Consider the following 20470-nt stretch of genomic DNA (forward strand, 5'->3'; position numbering starts at 1 on the left):
GGCGCCGTCAGCTTTGGCCAGATCTTCCATCGATCCGCATGGCAAAGGCTACGGCGTCATCCTGCTCGAGCTCGGAGAACCCGAGATGGCGGTAGAATCCCCTCGCGGCTTCGTTCTTGGGGTCGACACCGAGATGCACCGCCCTGACCCCGTGCTGCCTCAGCGCCTCCAGCTCGGCGTTGATCATTTTGCGTCCCCAACCACTCGCCTGCCGACCGGGCAGGATGTTGATATGGAGGTGCGCGGGATACTCGTCTTGAAGCCACGGCGTTCCGCTGCGCGGATTGTGAATCCGCTCTATCACGTCGGCGTCGCGCGGACGGGCGGGCGTAAGGCCAGCGATCTGCTGGCGCACGAGCGGCCACCAGTTCGTCTCCAGTTCTCTGTCGAACCGGCCGGTATCCGGCACGCCAACGACATAGCCGACCGCGCGGCCGTCCTGAACCAGGACGAAAGCAAAGTCCTTGGCGAACTTGAGATAGGGCACCGACCAGATGTAGCCGGGCAGATGCGGGTCGCTATAAAGCGCGCTGGCATCCTTGCCGCCGTCCGCGGTTTTCAGGCAGATTTCAAAAAGCGCCTCGCTGTCCGCGTCTGTCGCCGGGCGGATGAAACAGTTGCTGTCCATCACTTTGCCACCTCCTGCGTGGCGCTTCGTCATTTTTGGTTGCGAGGGAGGCTCATGCATTGACGATTACCTCAGATTCGCCGGCCCGGCAAAGCTCTGGGGGAAGAAAACGTTCGGCCGCTGCTTGGCGCGAGGCCTGAACGGGGAGTGGAGAATAAACCAAATAAGGTGGAACCCATGAAAAGAAGAGCGAAATCGATCAACATACTGTCGGCATGCCAATTGAGAGCAGCCGTCGCGCTTGCCGGCGCGGCGCTTGTAAGTTTCGGCCTTTCCGCCGCGCGCGCGGCCGATCTGCCTGTATGGGACGACCAGACCTATGAAGGTCAGAGCGCGGTCATCGAGCAGCTGAACAAGGACTTCGAAGCTGCCCATCCCGGCGTCACGATCAAACGCACCGCCCGCACCTTCGACGACATGAAGCTGACGCTGAAGCTCGCTGTTTCGGCAGGCGACGGGCCTGTCGTCACCAAGGTCAACCAGGGCGCAGGCGACATGGGCGCGATGGTCAAGGAAGGCCTGCTACTGCCGGTTGACGACTACATCAAGAAATACAGCTGGGATAAGCGGCAATCCGATTCCGTCCTTGCCCGAGACCGCTGGGAGGATGGAAAATTCGGGGTCGGCAAGACCTACGGCATATCGGGCCTCGGCGAGATCGTCGGCCTCTACTACAACAAGAAGATCCTCGCCGACGCGGGAGTCGAGGTGCCGAAAACCTTCGAGGAGTTTTTGGCCGGGCTGGATAAGCTGAAGGAAAAAGGCGTTGCGCCCTTCATGATGGGCTCCGCCAAACAGCATCTGGCGCTCCATATGATCGGCGCCATCGAGCAGGCGCATATCGATGCGAGCAATCGCGCCGAACTTGATGATCTGATCTACGGCAGGGGCGGCTCCTGGAATACCAAGGGGAATATCGAATCCGCCAAGCTCGTGCAGCAATGGGCACAGGGCGGCTATTTTTTCCCTGGTTTCGAAGGCATCTCGGGTGACGACGCCGTCCAGCTGTTCATATCGGGGCAGGGGGCGTTCCTGATTTCCGGCACCTGGTATTTTGGGGACATGCAACACAATCCGGATATTGCCTTTATGGCCATTCCTGCCCCGAAAGGCGTTTCCAAGCCGTTGAGTGTCGGCGGCGTGGACCTTGCCTGGGCGATAACGAGCCTTGCCAAGGAAAAGGCAACCCTGGATCTCGCCGGCGAATATATAGACTACATGGTTTCTGAGAAGGCTGCCGAAACCTGGGCCAATGCAGGCTATCTTCCTGCAACATCGCTGGCGGCGGACGCAAAGCCGAAGCTCACGCCGCTGCTCACCAGCGGTATCGAGATGTGGAAGACGCTCAATGCCAACGACGCTCTCGGCCACTATCCCGATTGGTCGAGCCCGACGATGCTGAAGACGATAGACGACAACACGCCGCTTCTGCTGTCCGGCAATATTACGCCTGAAGCCTTCGTCGATGCCATGGACAAGGATTACCAGGCCTACCTGAAGGACAAGAAATAAGAGTTTGCACACTGGCCACGGCCGCTCGCCATGCGGCCGTGGCCTGCTTCTGCTGGATATAGGTTCAACGGGCACAGCGATTTCGGCTTGCGGCGCGATGACCATAGCTTTGGCTTGACGGAGTCCTGGATGAAACGCTCCAAACTCGATGGTTCCCAACGCACCAATTTGATCTATCTGCTGCCCGGGCTGCTGCTCTATACGGCTTTTGTCTTCGGGCCGATCGTTGCGGCCTTGGGCTTGAGTCTGACCAGCTGGGACGGCGTGAGCATGCCGAGATGGGTTGGCCTCAGCAATTATCTCGATCTGTTTTCAGACACTCGTTTTTATATTGCCTTGCGCAACAACGCCCAGCTCATGATCTTCTATTGTGTGCTGCCGCTCGTGCTCGGCATCACGCTTGCCGCCTGCGTCTGGAACCTGAAGCAGCGTGAACAGCTCGCCCTGCGGACGTTCTTATTCCTGCCCTATATCATGCCGACGGCCGTTTTGGGTATCATCTGGGCATGGCTCTACAATCCCGCCTTCGGCCCGTTCAATCAATTTCTGCGGGCTGTGGGATTGGGCATGTTCGCTCTGCCCTGGCTTGGCAATTTCAATTTCGCGCTTTCCGCGGTCGGGGTCGTCGCGACATGGTATTTCTTCGGCTTCTGCATGGTCATCTTCCTGACCGGAATTCAGCGCATCGATCCGTCCCTTTTCGACGCGGCCAAGGTCGATGGCGCCTCGGCGCGAAAAACCTTCTTCTGGGTAACGCTGCCGCTTCTTCTGCCTGAGATAAGAGTGGTGCTGCTTTTGACCGTCATCGCGTCGATCAAGAGCTTCGACCTGATTTTCACGATGACCCGCGGCGGACCCGCGAACGCGACGCTCGTGCCGAACATCTACATGTATCAGCTCGGTTTCGAGCTCAATCGCTTCGGCGCGGCGGCGGCCATCGCCATTGTCGGCGCGGCTCTCACATTCATTATCAACTATGCCATTCACCGGTTCGTGGGCTCACAAAGTAAAGGGGTGGTTTGATGAGCCGTTCATCCAATATCCCCGCCGCTGCGCTATCTCTGCGCATTCTCCTCTGGCTTCTCGCTTTCGTAACAATCACGCCTTTCCTGCTTCTGCTTCTGACCTCGGTGAAGAGTAAGGCCGACGTTTTGAAGGGTGCCTTTGCCCTGCCGGCATATCCGCACTTCGAAAATTACCTCGATGCGTGGAATGCCGGGCATTTCAATATTTACTTCTGGAATTCGATCATCGTCGTCATACCGGTCGTCGCAGCCAGCGTCTTTCTCGGCCTGCTGACGGGCTTCGCCTTCGCCTTCCTGTCTTTTCCGCTCCGGCGTACGCTGTTCGCCATCCTGACGCTTGGCATGATGGTGCCGGCGGAGGCCTTCATCATCCCGCTTTATTATGAAATGCGCTACCTCGGATGGATCAATACCTATGCCGCGGTAATCGTGCCGCAGATCGCCATGTCGATCCCATTCTCGACGATCTTCCTCGCCAGCGCGATGCAGCAATTGCCGGAGGAAATTCTGGAAGCGGCGGTCCTCGATGGCGCCGGACGCTTCTACATCCTTCGCAAGATCGTCGTCCCCCTCATGGTGCCGGCAATGTCGACACTGGCGCTGTTCCTGTTCATATGGACCTGGAACGAGTTTCTCATTCCCTTCATTCTGGTCAATGACGATGCCTATCGGACGCTGCCTCTCGGCATGCTGTTTTTCCAGGGGCGTTACACGGTCAATACGCCGGTGCTGACCGCCGGTGCCGTGATCGTCATCGCTCCGCTGATCGTGACGTATCTCATCTTCCAGCGGCGGTTTATCGCCGGCTTGACGGCAGGGGCGACGAAATAGGCAGACCTCACGCCGCTGCCACGGAGCTTCGGCGCCTGTGCCGCGCTTCCAGCGCGACACAGCCCCAGACCGTGCCGAAGAGCAGATAGACGTGCCGCCAATGGTCGATGTCGATGACGTTGCCGATTGCCGCATGGCCGAGCACGGAAATCCAGGCGATCATCAGGAAAGGTTGCCAGGGCCTGTCAAGCAGCAGGTTGCGAAAGCCGATGGTGAGTGTCCAGATCAGCATGCCGACATAGCTGACGAAGCCGAGCCAGCCGTAGCTGGTGAGCGATTTCAGCCAGATATTGTGCTCGTCCTCGGGAAACATCGTGCCGAACACCAGCGGCCCGATGCCGAGCGGGCGCTCCATCATCATGGTGAAGCCGATCCTGTGGCGCTCGAAACGGCCGAGATGCTCGCCGTCATATTGCTGCACCAGCTGCGCGCGCGCCGAAAACAGTTCTGCGACCTTGGGGATCTGCAGCGCCACCAGCAGCGACGCGACCAGCATGATGATCGCCGCCAGCGACAGGATCAGAACTCGCAAGCGAAAGGCGCCGCTGCGCTCCTTCAGCAGCATGATGAAGATCAGCAGCAGCACGCCGAGGGCAAAGAGGCCCCAGGCGGCGCGGGAAAAGGACAGGAAGATACCGAGCGCAATCACCAGCAGGGCTGCGGCCTTCAATGGCGATTTCTTCAGGTCGCCGACGAGGATGCCGTGGATGAGATGGAGCGACGGCGGCACCAGGAAGGGGCCGAAAACGTTCGGATCCTGGAAGGCGCCTTTGGCGCGGTCGTAGAGCGTGAACACCTCGGAGCCGGGAAAGGCGTGGAAATAGCCGAGCACGCCGAGCGCCGACGTGGCGACGGCGGCGAAGACCCAGGCGTTGAAGATCAGCGGCAGCCGCTTGTGGCTGTCCTCGATGATCGCCGCGTAGAAGACCGCCGTCAGCGCCAGGAAGGTCGAGACGGCGATATACATCGGCCCTGTCGCCAGGTCCTTCATCTGCGTCAGCGACAGCATGCCGCCGATATTGAAGGTGAGGAGCAGGGCAAGCAGCGGCGCCACGCTGCGCGAGATCTTCAGGCCGAGGATGAACCAGAGACCGATCAGCCCCGCCATCCAGAGTTCATAGGGGGCGGGTTCGTCGATGACGAAGCCGGAAAGGAAGACGCCGAAGACGACGAAGGCCGAGCCGATCAAGCGCAGCGTCATCCGCTGCGGCTGGGCGACACGCGAATATGTCGCCTCGATCGCGCTCAATAGGCATTTTCCGTGTTGAGCAGCCGGATAGGCGTCAGGAATAGGATCTTCAAATCGAACCAGAGTGACCAGTTCTCGATATAATAGAGATCGTAGGCCGTGCGGAACTTGATCTTCTCGTCATTGTCCACTTCGCCGCGCCAGCCATTGATCTGCGCCCAGCCGGTGACACCAGGCTTGACGCGGTGGCGGGCGAAATAACCTTCGACGACATCGGCGAAGGCGCGGTCACGTGCCTGGGCAAGAACCGCATGCGGACGCGGGCCGACGAGGGAGAGCTCGCCGCGCAGCACGTTGAACAGCTGCGGCAGCTCGTCGATCGAAGTCTTGCGGATGAAGCGGCCGACGCGGGTGACGCGCGGATCGCCCTTGGTCACCGCGGCCTTGCCTGTGGGGTCGGCCATGTTGGTGTACATGGAGCGGAACTTGAAGACGTTGATGATTTCATTATTGAAGCCGTGACGCTTCTGCATGAAGAAAACAGGACCATCGGATGTCGCCTTGATGGCGATCGCAGTTGCGACCATCAGCGGCCAGAGCAGTGCAAGCGCGACCAGGGTGAAGAAGATGTCGAAGCTGCGCTTGGCAACGGAATCCCAGTCGCGGATCGGCTTCTTGAAGATGTCGAGCATCGGCACCGAGCCGACATGCGAATAGGCGCGCGGCCGGAAACGCAGCCGGTTGGCATGCGCGGCCAGGCGGATATCCACGGGCAGCACCCACAGCTTCTTCAAGAGGTCGAAGATGCGAGCCTCGGCCGAAAGCGGCAAAGCGATGATCAGCATGTCGATGCGCGTCAGCCGCACGAATTCGACGAGTTCGGCCACGGTGCCGAGCTTCGGGTAGCCGGCGACCATGATCGGCGAGCGCTTCTCGCCGCGATCGTCGAAGATGCCGCAGATGCGGATGTCGTTGTCGGCCTGCTGTTCGAGGATGCGGATCAGCTCCTTGGCCGGTTCGCCGCCGCCGACGATGACGGCGCGCCGCTCCATGATGCCGTTGCGCGCCCAGTTGCGGATGCCGTAGAAAACGAGGAAACGCTCGGCCGCGAGGAAGAGCGCGCCCGCCACGAACCAGGGGACATAGGCATCGATCATCGCCCATGTCGTCCCGCGGACCAGGGCGAAAAAGCCGGCGGTCAGGATAAGCGCGATCGTCCATGAGGCGAGGATGCGCGGCATCAGCCTGAGTTTGGCCCGAAGCGCAGGGATGGTGTAGGTGTCGGCAAGCTGCAGACCGACGACCGTCAGGGCCGAAGCGATAGCCGCCATGCCGGCGCGCATCAGCGGGGTATCGCTGCCATCGCCGGGCCAGAAATAGTGGGCTATCAGGGCGATGGCGAAGAGCGCCAGGAATTCCAGAAGCCGCAACTGACCGATGATGATCACGGGCGATTGCGGACCGTCGCGGAACTGTTCGGCGATTTGCCGGGCATAGGGATTGATCTCGATCGGCCCGGAAGATTTCTCCTCGGCCGCATCGCCGCGCGCCTCGACGTCGGAAACCTGCCTGCGCAGTGCTTCTACGTCGAACTGATCGCTTTTTTCCAGTTTGTTCATGGGGTTTTGTCGCTCGTTGTCAGCAAGCGAAATACCAGAAAGCCCCTAAGAAATATTTACGAGGCGACGGGTATTGCTTGCCTGGCCGCGGGATCGACGAGCTCATGGTACAATTTCAGAACATCCTGCGCCATCACGGCCGAGGAAAACACGGCCTTTACTGCTTCACGCGTGGGCATTGTTCTGGCGTGCCAGCCGGGCGTGCTCAGCGCTTCCGCCATGACGCGGGCGAGATCATCGGAATTGCCGGGCTCCACCAGGGCCGGGCTGTCCTTGCCGAGCACCTCGGGAATGCCGCCGACGCGGCTTGCAATGATCGTCTTGCCGGCGCCCAGCCCTTCGAGCACGATATAGGGCATGGCTTCGGCGCGAGAGGGAACGACGAGGTTCTGCGCCATGGCGAAGGCTTCGTGGATGCGCATCGCCGGCAGCATGCCGATACGCTTGCCAAGGCCGCGTTCCACCATCATCTCGCGGTAACGGTCACGATCAGGCCCGTCGCCGATCATCAGTGCCGAGAGCGGCCTGCCGAGCAGCCGCTCGGTCTTGGCGAAGGCATCGACAAACAGATCGGGACCCTTGAGGTCCCGGAGCATGCCGACATAGATGAAGTGCACAGCGTCCGACCGGGTATGGATCGGTTCGAACTCCCGTTCGCCGATGCCGTTGTAGATCAGTTGCGTCTTCGTCCGCGGCTTGCCGACCTTGCGCGCATAGGTGTCGCGCTCATATTCGCAGATGAAGACCAGCGCATCGGTGAAATATTCCTGCAGGCGCTCCATCCTGAGGACGAACTGTCCCGTGAAGGAGGAGCGCGAATAATGCAGGCTTCCGCCATGCGCAGTATAGAGGCGGGCTACGCGATACCTGTTCACCCGCAAGGCTGAGCCGGCAAGTCGCGCGAGCACGCCGCCTTTGGCGCCGTGCCCGTGCAGCACATCCGGCCGCAAACTTTTGATTTTCTTGTACGTATCCCACATCGTCGCAATATCGGACGGGCTGACTGAGCGCCGGATCGGCACGCGTGTCAGACCGAGCGAGAGATAGGGACGGATATCGTCGAAAAGACTGTCCTCGTGTTCGCCGCCGGTCGAGCTGTCGCAGAGAATGCCGATTTGATGACCGGCCTTGCTGTGCTCCTCGACGAGATCGCGGACATGGCGGAAGATTCCGCCGACCGGCGACCTGAAGCAATGGAGGATGCGGAGCGGCCTCTGTTTTGTCATCACTCAGAAGAGCCGTTCGCGGACATAGATCGTGTCGCCGGCGATGATCGGCCCGGATATGTTGATCCGGCCGGTCAGCACCTGCCCGTTGATCTTGCGGGTCACGTCGACCATGCTCTGGTTGGCGCGGCTGGTGAAGCCGCCGGCAACCGCGATGGCGTTCTGCACGGTCATGCCGGGAACATAGGCATATTGGCCGGGCTGGCCGACTTCGCCCATGATGAAGATCGAGCGGTAGCGATCGACATCGATGGTGACGTCGGGATCGCGAAGATAGCCCTGCTGCAGTTTCTGGGCGATCTGGCCCGAGAGCTGCTGCAAGGTCCGGCCGCGGGCAGGGACCTGGCCGATGAGGGGGAAGGCGATATAGCCGGCCTGATCCACCGTATAGGTGTTGGTCAGGCTCTGCTGATCGAAGACGGTGATGCGCAGCCTGTCGCCGCTATCAAGCGTATAGGGCTGGATGGTCGCCTCGTTGAAGGCTTTCGGAGCCGGCTTATACGTTGTGCAGCCGCCCAATGCTGCCGTCATGGCTGCAAGGCTCAGGGCCAAAAGGATCTTGGGCGGGGCGACAGACATCCGCTTGTGCTCACAGAAAATGAACTCGGTGATGTCGTTATCGATCCGTTAGGGTTAATGCCCGGTAAAAAACCTCTGCGATTTCCCGAGTTCCTTGCCGATCGATGCTTATTTCTTGGAAGTTCGCCATTAACCGTTGAGTTACCATGGTCGTTTACGCTTACGGCACATTTGTTGTGGAGTAAGAGCATGTCCGGCGTAGTGCGTGATCAGGATGTGGACATCGACCTCGGCCAGTTGGCCCGCGCGGTTTGGGCGCGCCGTCTCAGGATTTTGACGATTACCCTCATGGCGGCGGGCGCCGCCTTCGCCGGCGCCAAGCTCATGTCGCCGCAATATCGCAGCGAGACACGCCTTCTCATCGAGCCGCGTGCGCCGGCCTTTGCCAGCACCCAGCAGGTCAGTGACGCGAGCGCCAGCCCGCTGATGGACGAATTGAACATCGCGAGCCAGGTGCAGCTCCTGCAATCGGCCGATCTTCTCAAGCGGGTGATCAACGATCTCAAGCTCTATGACCTGCCGGAATTCGACGATGCCGCCAGCGGCTCGGCGATGAGCAGCATCCTGGTGAAGCTGCACCTGAAGAAGAACCCGCTGGAAAATCCGCCGGAAGAGCGCGTCATCGACGCCTTCATCGAACGTTTGCAGGTCTATCAGGTGCCGGGGTCGCGCGTCATCGGCATCACCTTCACCTCCAAGGACCCGAAGCTCGCCGCCGCGATTCCAAACGCCATGGCGAAGGTCTATCTCTCAATCCAGAGCGGCGCTAAGCTGGATTCCAATTCGGAAGCGACGCGCTGGCTGGAGCCGGAGATCGAAGGCCTGCGGCAGAAAGTCTCCGAGGCCGAGAAGAAGGTGGCCGAATATCGCACCACCCACGGCCTGTTGCAGACGAACGGCACGACCACCTTTCCGGCCCAGCAGCTGAATGACATCTCCGCAGAATTGACCCGTGTGCGCGGCGACAAGGCCAATGCCGAGGCGAGGGCGCAGGCGGTGCGCAATGCGCTATCGTCGGGCGAGTCCTCCGACACGCTGCCCGACATCATGTCCTCGCAGGCAATCCAACGGCTGAAGGCGACGGAATCCGGGCTGCAGTCGCAAATATCAGACCTCCAGACCAGTCTTCTCAACAGTCATCCGCGGTTGAAGAGCTTGCGCGCCCAGCTTTCCGATATTCGCGGCCAGATCCGCCAGGAGACGCAGAAGATCCTGGCGAGCATCGAAAACGAGGCGAAGGTTGCCGATCTCCGCGCGAGTGAGCTGGAGCGCCAGAAAGACACGGTGCAGGCCAACAGCGCCCGCGCCGGCGAAGACGAAGTTGGCCTCAATGCGCTGGAGCGTGAGGCAAACGCGCAGCGCCAGTTGCTGGAAACCTATCTGGTTCGCTACCGCGAGGCCGCTTCCCGCGCCGACAGCAATTCGAGCCCCGCCGATGCCCGCATCGTTTCCAAGGCGATCGAGCCGGTCGATCCCTATTTCCCGAAGGTCGTGCCGATCGTCGTCGTTGCCGCCGTCGCAACGCTGATCGTCAGCGCGATCGTCATCATGCTGGCCGAACTCTTCAGCGGCCGGGCGCTGCGCGCCGTCGATATCGCCCCGAAGGCGCCCGATGAGGAAGCGGCCATCGAGGACGAGGCGCCGCAGGCCGCTCCGGTCGCCGTCGCCGCGAGGAGGCCTGTCCAGCCGAGCATGCTTGCCGCCGTCACGGATGAGGACGACGCAGTCGAGGAGCCTGAGGCCGCCGAAGAGGCGCCGGAGGACGAGAATGAATTCTCCATTGCATCGGTTGCGGATTATCTGACCGGCAGCCGAGCGCCCCTGGCGATAGCTATATCTCCGACCGGTGACAATGGCTCGGCGGCGACGGTTTTGTTGACCCGCATGCTCGCCGATGCCGGCCGCCGCGTCATCCTGGTCGACATGACCGGTTCCGGTTATCCGACCGAATTGATGGCTGAAGACCGGGCGGCACCTGGCGTCACCGATCTGCTTTGCGGCGAGGCGGCCTTTGGTGACACGATCCACGGCGACCGCCTTTCCGATGCCCATCTGATCCCGCAGGGCCGAAGCGACGCACGCCGCGCAATGCGTGGCGTCGACAGGCTGTCGCTGCTCCTCGATGCGCTCGCCGCCGCTTATGACCTCGTGGTCGTCGAATGTGGTGCGGCCGATGTCGCCGGTGTCTCGCGGCTGACGCACAGCCGCGACGTCGAGATCATCCTTTCCCTGCCGGAGATGGAAGAGACCGTCTTCGTGACGCTGATGACCGAATTCCAGGCCGCAGGTTACGAGCGCGTCGTGCTGATGTCGGGCGGCGAAGGGGCGAAGCAGGAATTCGGCCGCGCGGCTTGAGCCGTCAGCCGATTTTTGCCCGGATGCCCTGGGCGAATTTATAAAGTTTCGGGCGCGCCTTGATATGCGCCTTGCCGCGGGTCACGAGCCGGTGCGCAGCGCCGGCGGCGACGCCGAACGGCGTGATCGGCAGCACCACATCGTGATGCGCCGTCTCGACCGGCGCCCAGGAACGCTTGTAGGTCTGGTCGCCAAGGCCGAAATCGAACAGGGCCACGCCTTTGCCGTGCAGTGCCGAGATGGTCTGCCAGTAAAGGAATTCGCCCGGGCTCGTATCCGGCACGAGCTCTTCGTCGATTGCGCCGAACTGGCAGATGATGTGATCGCCCTTGCGCGAGATGCCCGAAATCGCGGCGATCCGGCCGTCGTTTTCGCCTTTGAGCCGCAGCGCATGCATCTGCAGCCCGAAATACTCCTTGGCTTCATCTCGGCTGTCGATGAGGCCGTGCAGGAAGGTCTTCGTCTCCTTGTCGGCGAAAACGTCCGGCAGGCCGAGGCTGGCGAAGCGAGCACTTTTCAGCCGGAAGAACGTATCGAGCAGGTCGTGCTGTTCTTCCGATGTTTCGGGAACGGCGTATTCGAAGCCGCCCGCCGCCTCGAGGCGTCGCGATTGAACCCGGAATTTCTTGCGCCGGCTCTTGGCGTTGAGCTGTTTCAGCGTTTCCTCGAAAGTGGAAAGGAGCGGCAGCTGGTAGGCGTGGTTCTGGTTCTGGACCATCGGCAGCCCCGTCAGCGGCGTCTGCCGCCCGCGCCATTCCAGCGGAATGTTCTGCAAGAGCAGCAGATCGGCCCGGCCCTTCAACGCATTCTGGAGCTGGCCGGCGAACTGGTCGGCGTCGATGCTTCCGCCGCTTCCTGCAAAGTTTTCGGAAAACAGGCCGGTATTGATGTTGCTGTGATCGGCAGCGATGAACTTGGCGACGGAAAGCCCGCGGGATTTGACAATCTCGACCGGCAGAATGAAAGCGGTCTCGCCGGCATGCGTGCCTTTGAGGATCGCAAGCGGCCGCTGAAAGGCGCCCACCCAGGCGGCGCACCAGTCATAGCTTTGGTGAAGCGACTGCAGATTGTCGCGCTCCAAGGCCCGCCAGTCGTCCTCCAGCGGCTGCATGCTGTCGAACACGCTGATGTCGATTTCGGCCATCGCGAGTTTCATGCTCAGCTGGCGCAGGTTTGAAAGGGCTGTTTCGGCCAAAGCTGCGTCATTTGACTGATGTTCATGGACATCGAGCTTTTGCGTCTGCACGGGTGGGTCTCCGGTCAAGAATGCTGAGCGGAAGGTAGGGGTGCCTGACGTATATTTGGTTTAATCGCGCGGGGTGGGCGAGGTTTTCCGCCGATCACGGTTATTCGGCCGTTAATGGCCTCACTGCCGCCGCGGTCCGGCCATCCATTTGATGATCACCATTGCCGGCAAGACCCAGAGCAGGCCGGTCAGAAGGAAATAGAGAAGATGCCCCCACCAGGGCGCGTTGCCGAGTGTTGCCACCGCGATCGTATTGGCCAGCAGCGCATAGCCGAGCACGAGCACGATGATGAGGATCGTGCCGATGAATTTGCGGAGGCGGATGGGCATCGCTTATCTCTTGCAATGGATGGATCGAACCGGCGCGACGGCATGCCGCAAAGGTTCGGGGCTTGTTTTGCATGAGCCGGTGGGGCAAATCAACACCCGGATAGAAGGAGATATCATGGCCGTCGCGAACCTCACCACGGAACAGGCGATCCGCAGCGAAATGCGCAAGCAGGACCGCGACCGCCGCGCCGTGCGCCTTTGGCTCGGCTTCGTGCTCTTGACGCTCTTCTGTCTCGTGCTCGTCGGCGGTGCCACACGGCTCACCAATTCCGGCCTGTCGATCACCGAATGGAAGCCGATCCACGGCGTCATCCCGCCGCTGTCGGCTGCCGAATGGGAGGAGGAGTTCCGCCTTTACCAGCGCATTCCCGAATTTCAGCAATTGAACAGCTCCATGACCGTCGACGAGTTCAAGGGCATCTTCTGGTGGGAATGGGCGCATCGGCTGATCGCCCGCGGCATCGGCGTGATGTTTGCCCTGCCGCTCATCTATTTCTGGCTGACGGGGCGGATCGAGAGACGCCTGCGTTGGCCGCTCGCCGGCATCCTGGCGCTCGGCGGCCTGCAGGGCTTCATCGGCTGGTGGATGGTGTCCTCCGGTCTTTCGGTCCGCACCGACGTCAGCCAATACAGGCTCGCGACCCATCTCGTCATGGCCTGCCTGATCTTCGCCTCCTGCATGTGGATCATGCGCGGTCTCTCCAGACATTCGAATGATCCGGCGCCGGCACGAAGCTCGCGCGCATTTGCTGCCGCGATCGCCATTTTCTCGCTGTTCCAGATCTATCTCGGCGCGCTGGTGGCGGGGCTCGATGCAGGCTTTTCCTATAATACCTGGCCGCTGATGGACGGCGCGGTCGTCCCGTCGGATCTGCTGATCCAGCAGCCTTTCTGGATCAACGCCTTCGAGAATCCGAAGACCGTGCAGTTCATCCACCGCATCGGCGCCTATACGCTCTTCGCGCTCACGCTGATCAATATGGTGATCGCCCTTCGCGGCGCATCATGGACCACCCATGCGCGCCGCGCCGTCCTGCTTTTTGCGCTGGTGACGATACAAGCGGCGATCGGCGTCGCCACGCTCTTGATGCAGGTGCCGCTGCACTGGGGCCTGCTGCACCAGGCCGGCGCGCTGGTGGTCTTCGGCTTCGCCATCGCCAACTGGCGCGGCTTCTACGGTGAATATCCGCGCGAGACGCTGATCGCAGAGCATAACTGAAGAGAATCGTTCAGCGCAGCACCCCATCGAGCAGTGGCATGCCGATGATCGCCGCGGCAGCAATTAGCACGTAGCAGGCGATGCGGAAGGTCCGTTCCTCGGCAAGCCCGAAGAGTTTCGAACCACCGTAGAGGCCGATGGCATAACTCGGCAGGATGACGACGGTGAGCGCGAAGACGGCCGGCACGAACAGGCCGCCGACATAATAGCTGATGACGCTGAAGACGGTTGAGATCGAGAAATAAAGCACGACATTTGCCCTGACGCGCGTGCGGTCGCTCTTACCGCCGAGCCAGTAGGCGACCACAGGCGGCCCGCCGAGCTGTGCCGCGCCGCTGAAAAGCCCGGCGATCAGGCCGACGCCGCTGGTAAGCGGTGCGGAGGGCGCGCCGTGGTAACGCCACCCGGATACCAGAAGCGCAAGCAGGCTGATGGCGATGATCGCGATGCTCCAGCGCAAGAGCATCGGGTCCAGCAAAGCCAGTATGGCAGTGCCGGCCGGCACGCCAAGGGCAGCACCCGCCGCCATGATGAAGACCTCGCGTCGGTTGGCGCCGCGCCAGGCGGGCGGGATCATCCCGAGCGTCGCAACGCCATCAATGACGAGCAGGATCGGCGAGACCAGCTTCGGCCCGACGATCGCACCGCCGAGCGGAATGAAAATCAGCGCAGCGCCAAAGCCGGAGAAGCCGCGGGCAAGCCCGGCGATGACGGCGAAGGCCATCAGCGCATAGATGCCGTGGTCGGGTAGGGCGGCGGCAAACCATGCCTGCACGCCGGCGAAAAGCGCGTCCGGCGTCATGACGTCAGGAGGCGAGCATCAGGTCCATGTTCTGGACGGCGGCGCCCGAGGCGCCCTTGCCGAGATTGTCGAGCAACGCCACCAGATTGACCTGCGAGCCGCCTTCCTTGCCAAAGACGAAGAGCTTCATCGTGTCCTTGCCTTCGAGCTCGACGGCGTTGACGCGGGGGAGCGCCTTGCTTTCGGCGAGCGGCACGACGGTGACGATCTCCTGACCGGTATAATGGGCGACGAGTGCGGCGTGGATGCTTTCCATCGTCGTGCCCTCGGCGAGATCGTCGAGGTGCAGCGGCACCTGCACGATCATGCCCTGCGCGAACTTGCCGACGGATGGAGAGAAGATCGGTGCACGGTCGAGCAGGCCGTGCACGGTCATCTCAGGCACGTGCTTGTGGGTGAGCGGTAGGCCGTACAGGAAATGCGGTGCTGTGATCGCGTCCGGGTGATCCGGGTTTTCCATCTGCGCGATCATCTGCTTACCGCCGCCGGTATAACCGGAGACCGCGTTGACCGTCACCGGATAGCCGTCCGGCAGAATGCCGGCGGCGCGCAGCGGCCGGATGAGGCCGATTGCGCCGGTGGGATAGCAGCCGGGATTGGCGACGAAGCGGGCGGCCTTGATCTTGTCCGCTTGCGCATTGTCCATTTCGGCAAAGCCATAGGCCCAGCCGGGATTGACGCGGAAGGCGGTCGAGGTGTCGATGACCCGGACGTTGTTGTTGGCCGACACCATCTGCACCGCTTCCTTCGACGCGTCGTCGGGCAGGCAGAGAATGGCGATGTCGGCGCTGTTGAGCATGTCCTCGCGCATGGCGGCGTTGCGCCGCTCGGCCTCGGGAATGGACAGAAGCTCGACATCGCGGCGGCCGGCCATGCGCGTGCGGATCTGCAGACCCGTTGTGCCGTGTTCGCCGTCGATGAAGATTTTCGGTGCCATGTTAGACCTGCGCTTTCAATGGGTTCTGAAGGTTTCCGGATTCAGTTTGCGATGATACGTCAGCCTTGTGACACAGCGATGGCGCGTCGCTCGGCGTGAAGACCCAGCATATACATTGCCACTGTTGCCCCCGCAATGGCGGTGATATCGGCATGATCATAGGGCGGCGACACCTCGACCACGTCGGCGCCGAGAATGTCGAGCTGATGCAGGCGCTGCAGCACCGAGAGGATCTTGGCGCTCGACGGTCCGCCGGCGACCGGCGTGCCGGTGCCCGGCGCAAAAGCCGGATCGAGGCAATCGATATCGAAGGTGAGGTAGGCGGGAGCGCCGCGCGTGTGGGAGATGATCGCCGAGGCGATGTCGCCGGCACTCATGTCCTCGACCTGATGCCCATAGAGGATGTTGATGCCGCAATCCTCCGGCGCATGGGTGCGGATGCCGATCTGGATCGAGCGGTCGGGATCGATGATGCCTTCGCGGGCGGCACGCGCCACGAAGGAACCGTGATCGATACGCCGCTCTTCGTCGAACCATGTGTCCTGGTGCGCGTCGAACTGCACGAGGGCCAGCGGCCCGTGTTTTGCCGCATGGGCTTTGAGCAGCGGCCAGGTGACGTAGTGATCGCCGCCGAGCGTCAGCAGGAAAGCGCCGCTGTCGAGGATGACGTTCGCCTGGCGTTCGATGGCCGCAGGCGTGTCCTGATGGTTGCCATAATCGAGCAGGCAATCGCCGTAGTCGATCACGGCCATGCCGGCGAAGAGTTCTCGGTTGAAGGGATATTGCGCGTCGTTGTCGAAGATTGCCGAAGCGCGGCGGATCGCCTGCGGCCCGAAGCGCGTGCCCGGCCGGTTCGATGTCGCGGCATCGAAAGGAATGCCCCAGACGGCAACATCGACGCCAGCAAGTTCCTTGGTGAAGCGTCGGCGCATGAAGGACAGCGCACCGGCAAAGGTCGGGTCGCTGGCGGCGGAGGTGAGGCTGGTGGCCGTGAAGGCGTGATCGATGGACTTGTTCGCCAAGAGGGGGCTCCTTCTCTGTGGGCGCTGAACCAGAGCCGCGTTCGATGTCGGCTGATGTTGCCGGATCACCGGTCACGACTACACCGCGGGCGGCGGATCTGCTGCCACTCGACGAGGTCCGCCTGATCCCCCGGAAGGAACTGGTGTTTCCTTTCGGGGCAGCAGAAGGGGTAGGCGAGGTGCGCCGAGATTTCAAGCGATCCCGTTGCTTGACGGCCGCTCGAGGTTTTCGAGCGGCCGCTGTTCAGCAGCCGTTGATCAGGCTGTCTTCCGAAGGAGCTGGCGCAATCCCGCCAGAGTGATCAGTGCCGTCACGCCGGTATAACCTGCCAGCGGCCAAGCTGTGTCGCCATCGAGAAGAACCACGAATAATGTGCCCGCAATTCCTACGATGAGGCTTTCGACGCAGAAATAGAGCGCCACTGCCGTCCCCGCGATATCGCCGAAGGCTGCGAGCGCACCGTTGGCGGTGACAGCCGTTGCAAAGACGATGCCGACCGCGATGATCCACATCGGAAGGATGAAACTGGCGACGGGCGCCAGCGGAAACATTTCTCCCGTGGCAAGCATCCCCGCACCGAGAAGCAGCATCGTCATTCCTCTTGCGAGGCTGCCTGCGATGCCCCAGCGCGTGACGAAGTGTTTGGCGAAGCGCGCCGTCGCGATCATCACCAGTGCCACCGAAGCAAAGAGGAGGCTGAAACTGATGCCGGAAAACCCGGCTTGATCGATTAGGATACGGGGCGCAGTCGAGAAGAAGACGAAGAAGGCCCCCATCGCCGCACTGAAACCGGTCGTATAGACCCAGAAGGGAAAGCTCGTGAGAATGGGGCGTAACGCGATGGTTGCGGCCGCAGCCGTCGGGCGGGTTTCATGCCATCGCGTGCAGGCGTTGAGAACGGCGGCGACCGAGAGGAGGCCGATGACGAGAAAGATAGCGCGCCACCCATACCGGTCCGCAATCAACGCTCCGACGATCGGCCCGAACGCAGGCACAAGAGATAGCATGGAACCGAGCAGGCTATAGATCACACTGCTTTCCGGGCGCTCGGCGTAGACATCTCGCACCGTCGCGAAGGTGGCGACAAGAGCCGCTGAGGCGCCGATGGCCTGCAGCAATCGGAAGGCCACGAAGAGGGACGCCGATGAGGCCCCGGCAAGCAGGAAGGATGCAACGGCAAAGAGTGCCGTTCCGCCGAGCAGGACGGGTCGTCGCCCGACGATGTCGGAGATCGGACCAAAGACGATCTGCCCGACGCCGAGCACAAGCATGTAGAGGCTGAGGGTCAACTGGATGACTTCAGGCGAGGTGGCGAGCGCCTGAGGCATCGTCGGCACGACCGGTAGATAGATGTCCATGGCAAGGGACGCCAGGATGTCGAAGGGAGCCATCAGCAACAATGCCGCCGGCACGGAATAATTCCAGGACGGAATTTTCGGATAAGACATGGGTAAGATCCGCTCAAATGATTTCATTCGGCGGCGATCTGTCTTTTCATCAGTATCGGATTTGCTGGGACAGACGCCGCAACAACAGCGCAAAGTTGTTGCGGCTTAGTTGTCTGCGGACTTGGTTGTTCCCATGATGCGGCCTTGGCTGCCGCTTCGCACACTCGCGAAGCGCTTTGCCGGATTTCTATCAGCAGAACCGTAATGCGGCAATGGCGCCAAACAGGCCCACGAGCTCCTCAACGCGCAAGCAAAAAGGCCGGGTTTCCCCGGCCTTCGTAAATTCCGTCTGTCCGAAGCGATTAGCGCTTGGAGAACTGGAAGGAGCGGCGGGCCTTTGCCTTGCCGTACTTCTTGCGTTCGACGACGCGACTGTCGCGGGTCAGGAAGCCGCCCTTCTTCAGGACCGAGCGCAGGCCCGGCTCGAAGTAGGTGAGCGCCTTGGACAGGCCGTGGCGAACGGCACCGGCCTGGCCGGAGAGGCCGCCGCCGGCAACGGTTGCGACGATGTCGAACTGGCCGTCACGGGCAGCCGCGACGATCGGCTGGCGCAGGATCATCTGCAGCACCGGACGGGCGAAATATTCCGCGAATTCCTTGCCGTTGACGATGATCTTGCCGGAGCCCGGCTTGACCCAGACGCGGGCGACGGCGTTCTTGCGCTTGCCGGTCGCGTAGGAGCGGCCGAGCGAATCGACCTTGCGGACGTGGGCCGGAGCAGCAGCTTCGGAAGCCGTGCCGAGTTCCTTCAGGGAGGAGAGGTCAGCCATATCAGGCGCTCCTTACGTTCTTTTTGTTGAGCGCGGCAACGTCGAGGGCGACCGGCTGCTGGGCTTCATGAGGATGGTTGGAGCCGGCGTAGACGCGCAGGTTCTTCATCTGGCGACGGCCGAGGGGGCCGCGCGGAACCATGCGTTCGACTGCCTTTTCGAGGACGCGCTCCGGGAAGCGGCCTTCGATGATCTGGCGCGCCGTGCGTTCCTTGATGCCGCCGGCATAACCGGTGTGCCAGTAGTAGACCTTGTCGGAATACTTCTTGCCGGTGAAAACGACCTTGTCGGCATTGATGACGATGACGTTGTCGCCGTCGTCAACGTGGGGAGTGAAGGTTGCCTTGTGCTTGCCGCGCAGGCGCATAGCGATGATGGAAGCGAGACGGCCAACGACCAGCCCTTCGGCGTCGATGATCACCCACTTCTTCTCCACCTCTGCAGGCTTCTGGGAGAAGGTTGCCATAGTGAATACTCTCTTTTGGGACCCTTGGCCCGAGGGCTTGAAGGGCGTTTCTTGTTGCTTGGATTGGCACGCCTGAGGCAGGCCAAAAAGAAAGCAGCCCGGAAAGGCTGCGTTCTGGCGCGGTGTATAAAGGCAATGTGACATCCGGTCAATACGGGCCGTCCCGATGCGTGGAAAAAATAGATAGTAAAAACAGCAAGTTAGATATGTGGTGTTATAATACCTCACAATTTGTTGCCTGAAGAACGACCGTGCCTGACACTTTCACGCCGCTTTACAGGCAGGATTGCACGCTCGAAAGGCCGCTAATCTTCGAACTCGCGCAGACATTTCATCATTTCACGAAGCCCGCGTGTCAGATGTTTGTCGCGACGCAGAACCATGCCGAGGCGGCGCGTGAGCTTGGGCCTTAGCGGCGACGTTGCCACAAGCCCTGCACGGTCGCGCTTCAACGCCAGCCCCGGCAGGATCGACCAGCCGAGCCCGACAGCCACGAGTTCCTTGATCGCTTCGATACTGCCGAACTCCATAGCGGGCCGGATCCTGTTATCCGGGGCGGCCAGCCAGTCGTCGATCATGCGTCTCGTATTGCCTCCCTCGTAAAGCAGCAGCGTCCTGCCGCGCATGAAGGCGGCGTCCGGTCCGCCTTCGGGCATGCGGCTGCACGCGGGCGCGACGGCCAGCAGCTCCTCCTCGTAGAAAGGTTCGATCTCGAAGTTCCGTCCGGATGCGGGCAGGGCGACGACGGCGATATCGAGGCTGTTGGCCTCCAGGTCGCGCAGGATGTCGTCGGCATTGCCGATGTGGACGGTGATTTCGAGGTTGGGCATGCTTTTCCTGGCGGCGGCAATGGCGCGGGGAAGCAGATGGATCGACGCCGTGCCGCCGCTGCCGATGCGCACGCGGCCGCTCGCGCCATCCCGATACGGCGTCATCGCTTCTTCCGCCGCGGCGGATTCCTGGAGCAGGCGCCTGGCATGCGCGAGCAGGTCGAGCCCTGCCGCGGTCGGCTGCGCCCGCCGCCCGACGCGCTCGATGAGCCGAACGCCGAGCCGCTGTTCCAGCCCCTTGACCTGCAGGCTGACGGCCGGTTGCGTCAGCCCCTCCTTGTCGGCCGCAGCCGTAAAACTTCCGAGATCTGCGACGTTGACGAAGGTCGCGAGCTGATCGAGATTGAGAGGCATCCCAAAGAAATCCTTATGCATATCATAATATCCATAAGCTTCTTTCGGGGCATCTTCCAGCGCATCTTTCCTCCGTCGAGG

At 61.6% G+C, this 20470-nt stretch carries 19 protein-coding genes; 5 read left to right on the forward strand and 14 right to left on the reverse strand.

Annotation, left to right across the window (positions count from 1 at the left end):
- Nucleotides 1-7: 7 nt before the first annotated feature.
- Complete coding sequence (locus tag ATY76_RS23985) at nucleotides 8-628, reverse strand: GNAT family N-acetyltransferase (RefSeq protein WP_088677197.1); 621 nt, start codon at nucleotides 626-628, stop codon at nucleotides 8-10.
- 177 nt (nucleotides 629-805) lie between these two features.
- Here ATY76_RS23985 and ATY76_RS23990 point away from each other — a divergent pair, with 177 nt between their 5' ends.
- The 3 genes from ATY76_RS23990 (at nucleotide 806) to ATY76_RS24000 (ending at nucleotide 3996) form a co-directional block, all read left to right on the forward strand.
- Complete coding sequence (locus ATY76_RS23990; RefSeq protein ID WP_088677198.1) at nucleotides 806-2140, forward strand: extracellular solute-binding protein; 1335 nt, start codon at nucleotides 806-808, stop codon at nucleotides 2138-2140.
- Nucleotides 2141-2269: 129 nt separating this feature from the next.
- Nucleotides 2270-3163 (forward strand): sugar ABC transporter permease, encoded by an 894-nt coding sequence (locus tag ATY76_RS23995; RefSeq protein ID WP_088677199.1) that lies wholly within the window; start codon nucleotides 2270-2272, stop codon nucleotides 3161-3163.
- Nucleotides 3163-3996: a carbohydrate ABC transporter permease gene (locus ATY76_RS24000; protein WP_088677200.1), complete on the forward strand. Its 834-nt coding sequence runs from the start codon at nucleotides 3163-3165 to the stop codon at nucleotides 3994-3996. The genes ATY76_RS23995 and ATY76_RS24000 overlap by 1 nt, the downstream gene beginning before the upstream one ends.
- A gap of 7 nt (nucleotides 3997-4003) precedes the next feature.
- Here ATY76_RS24000 and ATY76_RS24005 read toward each other — a convergent pair whose 3' ends face one another.
- From ATY76_RS24005 to ATY76_RS24020, 4 genes are read right to left on the reverse strand one after another with little or no spacing between them, the layout of a single operon-like run.
- Nucleotides 4004-5245, reverse strand: a complete 1242-nt coding sequence (locus tag ATY76_RS24005) for an O-antigen ligase family protein (RefSeq protein WP_088677201.1) — start codon at nucleotides 5243-5245, stop codon at nucleotides 4004-4006.
- Entirely contained in the window at nucleotides 5242-6804 is a 1563-nt protein-coding gene (locus ATY76_RS24010) for an undecaprenyl-phosphate glucose phosphotransferase (RefSeq protein WP_088677202.1), read from the reverse strand. Before ATY76_RS24010 ends, ATY76_RS24005 begins: the two co-directional genes overlap by 4 nt.
- Before the next feature lie 56 nt (nucleotides 6805-6860).
- Nucleotides 6861-8030 (reverse strand): glycosyltransferase family 4 protein, encoded by a 1170-nt coding sequence (locus ATY76_RS24015; protein WP_088677203.1) that lies wholly within the window; start codon nucleotides 8028-8030, stop codon nucleotides 6861-6863.
- A gap of 3 nt (nucleotides 8031-8033) precedes the next feature.
- Entirely contained in the window at nucleotides 8034-8609 is a 576-nt protein-coding gene (locus tag ATY76_RS24020) for a polysaccharide biosynthesis/export family protein (protein ID WP_010060356.1), read from the reverse strand.
- A gap of 189 nt (nucleotides 8610-8798) precedes the next feature.
- Between ATY76_RS24020 and ATY76_RS24025 the strand changes: the two genes are divergently transcribed.
- On the forward strand, nucleotides 8799-10964 hold the full coding sequence (locus ATY76_RS24025; protein WP_088677204.1) for a Wzz/FepE/Etk N-terminal domain-containing protein: 2166 nt from the start codon (nucleotides 8799-8801) through the stop codon (nucleotides 10962-10964).
- Between the two features lie 4 nt (nucleotides 10965-10968).
- On the opposite strand, the gene ATY76_RS24030 is transcribed toward ATY76_RS24025, so the two are convergent.
- Nucleotides 10969-12210 carry a GNAT family N-acetyltransferase gene (locus tag ATY76_RS24030; RefSeq protein WP_088677205.1) on the reverse strand — a complete coding sequence of 414 codons (1242 nt, stop codon included), beginning with the start codon at nucleotides 12208-12210 and terminating at the stop codon, nucleotides 10969-10971.
- A gap of 120 nt (nucleotides 12211-12330) precedes the next feature.
- Nucleotides 12331-12540, reverse strand: a complete 210-nt coding sequence (locus ATY76_RS24035; protein ID WP_088677206.1) for a DUF2842 domain-containing protein — start codon at nucleotides 12538-12540, stop codon at nucleotides 12331-12333.
- A 115-nt stretch (nucleotides 12541-12655) separates the two neighbouring features.
- On the opposite strand from ATY76_RS24035, the gene ATY76_RS24040 reads away from it, so the two are divergent.
- Nucleotides 12656-13759 carry a COX15/CtaA family protein gene (locus ATY76_RS24040; protein WP_088677207.1) on the forward strand — a complete coding sequence of 368 codons (1104 nt, stop codon included), beginning with the start codon at nucleotides 12656-12658 and terminating at the stop codon, nucleotides 13757-13759.
- A 10-nt stretch (nucleotides 13760-13769) separates the two neighbouring features.
- On the opposite strand, the gene ATY76_RS24045 is transcribed toward ATY76_RS24040, so the two are convergent.
- The 7 genes from ATY76_RS24045 to ATY76_RS24075 all read right to left on the reverse strand — a co-directional run bounded on the left by ATY76_RS24045 (nucleotide 13770) and on the right by ATY76_RS24075 (nucleotide 20410).
- Nucleotides 13770-14561: a sulfite exporter TauE/SafE family protein gene (locus ATY76_RS24045; protein WP_088677208.1), complete on the reverse strand. Its 792-nt coding sequence runs from the start codon at nucleotides 14559-14561 to the stop codon at nucleotides 13770-13772.
- A 4-nt stretch (nucleotides 14562-14565) separates the two neighbouring features.
- On the reverse strand, nucleotides 14566-15498 hold the full coding sequence (argC, locus tag ATY76_RS24050; protein ID WP_088677209.1) for an N-acetyl-gamma-glutamyl-phosphate reductase: 933 nt from the start codon (nucleotides 15496-15498) through the stop codon (nucleotides 14566-14568).
- A gap of 59 nt (nucleotides 15499-15557) precedes the next feature.
- Entirely contained in the window at nucleotides 15558-16520 is a 963-nt protein-coding gene (speB, locus tag ATY76_RS24055; RefSeq protein ID WP_088677210.1) for an agmatinase, read from the reverse strand.
- Nucleotides 16521-16778: 258 nt separating this feature from the next.
- Nucleotides 16779-17969: a CmlA/FloR family chloramphenicol efflux MFS transporter gene (cml, locus tag ATY76_RS24060; protein ID WP_088677211.1), complete on the reverse strand. Its 1191-nt coding sequence runs from the start codon at nucleotides 17967-17969 to the stop codon at nucleotides 16779-16781.
- A 302-nt stretch (nucleotides 17970-18271) separates the two neighbouring features.
- Nucleotides 18272-18739, reverse strand: a complete 468-nt coding sequence (gene rpsI, locus ATY76_RS24065) for a 30S ribosomal protein S9 (protein WP_010035502.1) — start codon at nucleotides 18737-18739, stop codon at nucleotides 18272-18274.
- Nucleotide 18740: 1 nt separating this feature from the next.
- The gene (gene rplM / locus ATY76_RS24070; RefSeq protein WP_012483399.1) at nucleotides 18741-19205 is read right to left on the reverse strand and encodes a 50S ribosomal protein L13; all 465 of its coding nucleotides are present in this window, start codon (nucleotides 19203-19205) and stop codon (nucleotides 18741-18743) included.
- 305 nt (nucleotides 19206-19510) lie between these two features.
- On the reverse strand, nucleotides 19511-20410 hold the full coding sequence (locus tag ATY76_RS24075) for a LysR family transcriptional regulator (RefSeq protein ID WP_190233724.1): 900 nt from the start codon (nucleotides 20408-20410) through the stop codon (nucleotides 19511-19513).
- Between the last annotated feature and the right edge of the window lie 60 nt (nucleotides 20411-20470).

Origin of the sequence: Rhizobium sp. R339, from assembly GCF_002211395.1 — a bacterium.
Lineage (GTDB): Bacteria > Pseudomonadota > Alphaproteobacteria > Rhizobiales > Rhizobiaceae > Rhizobium.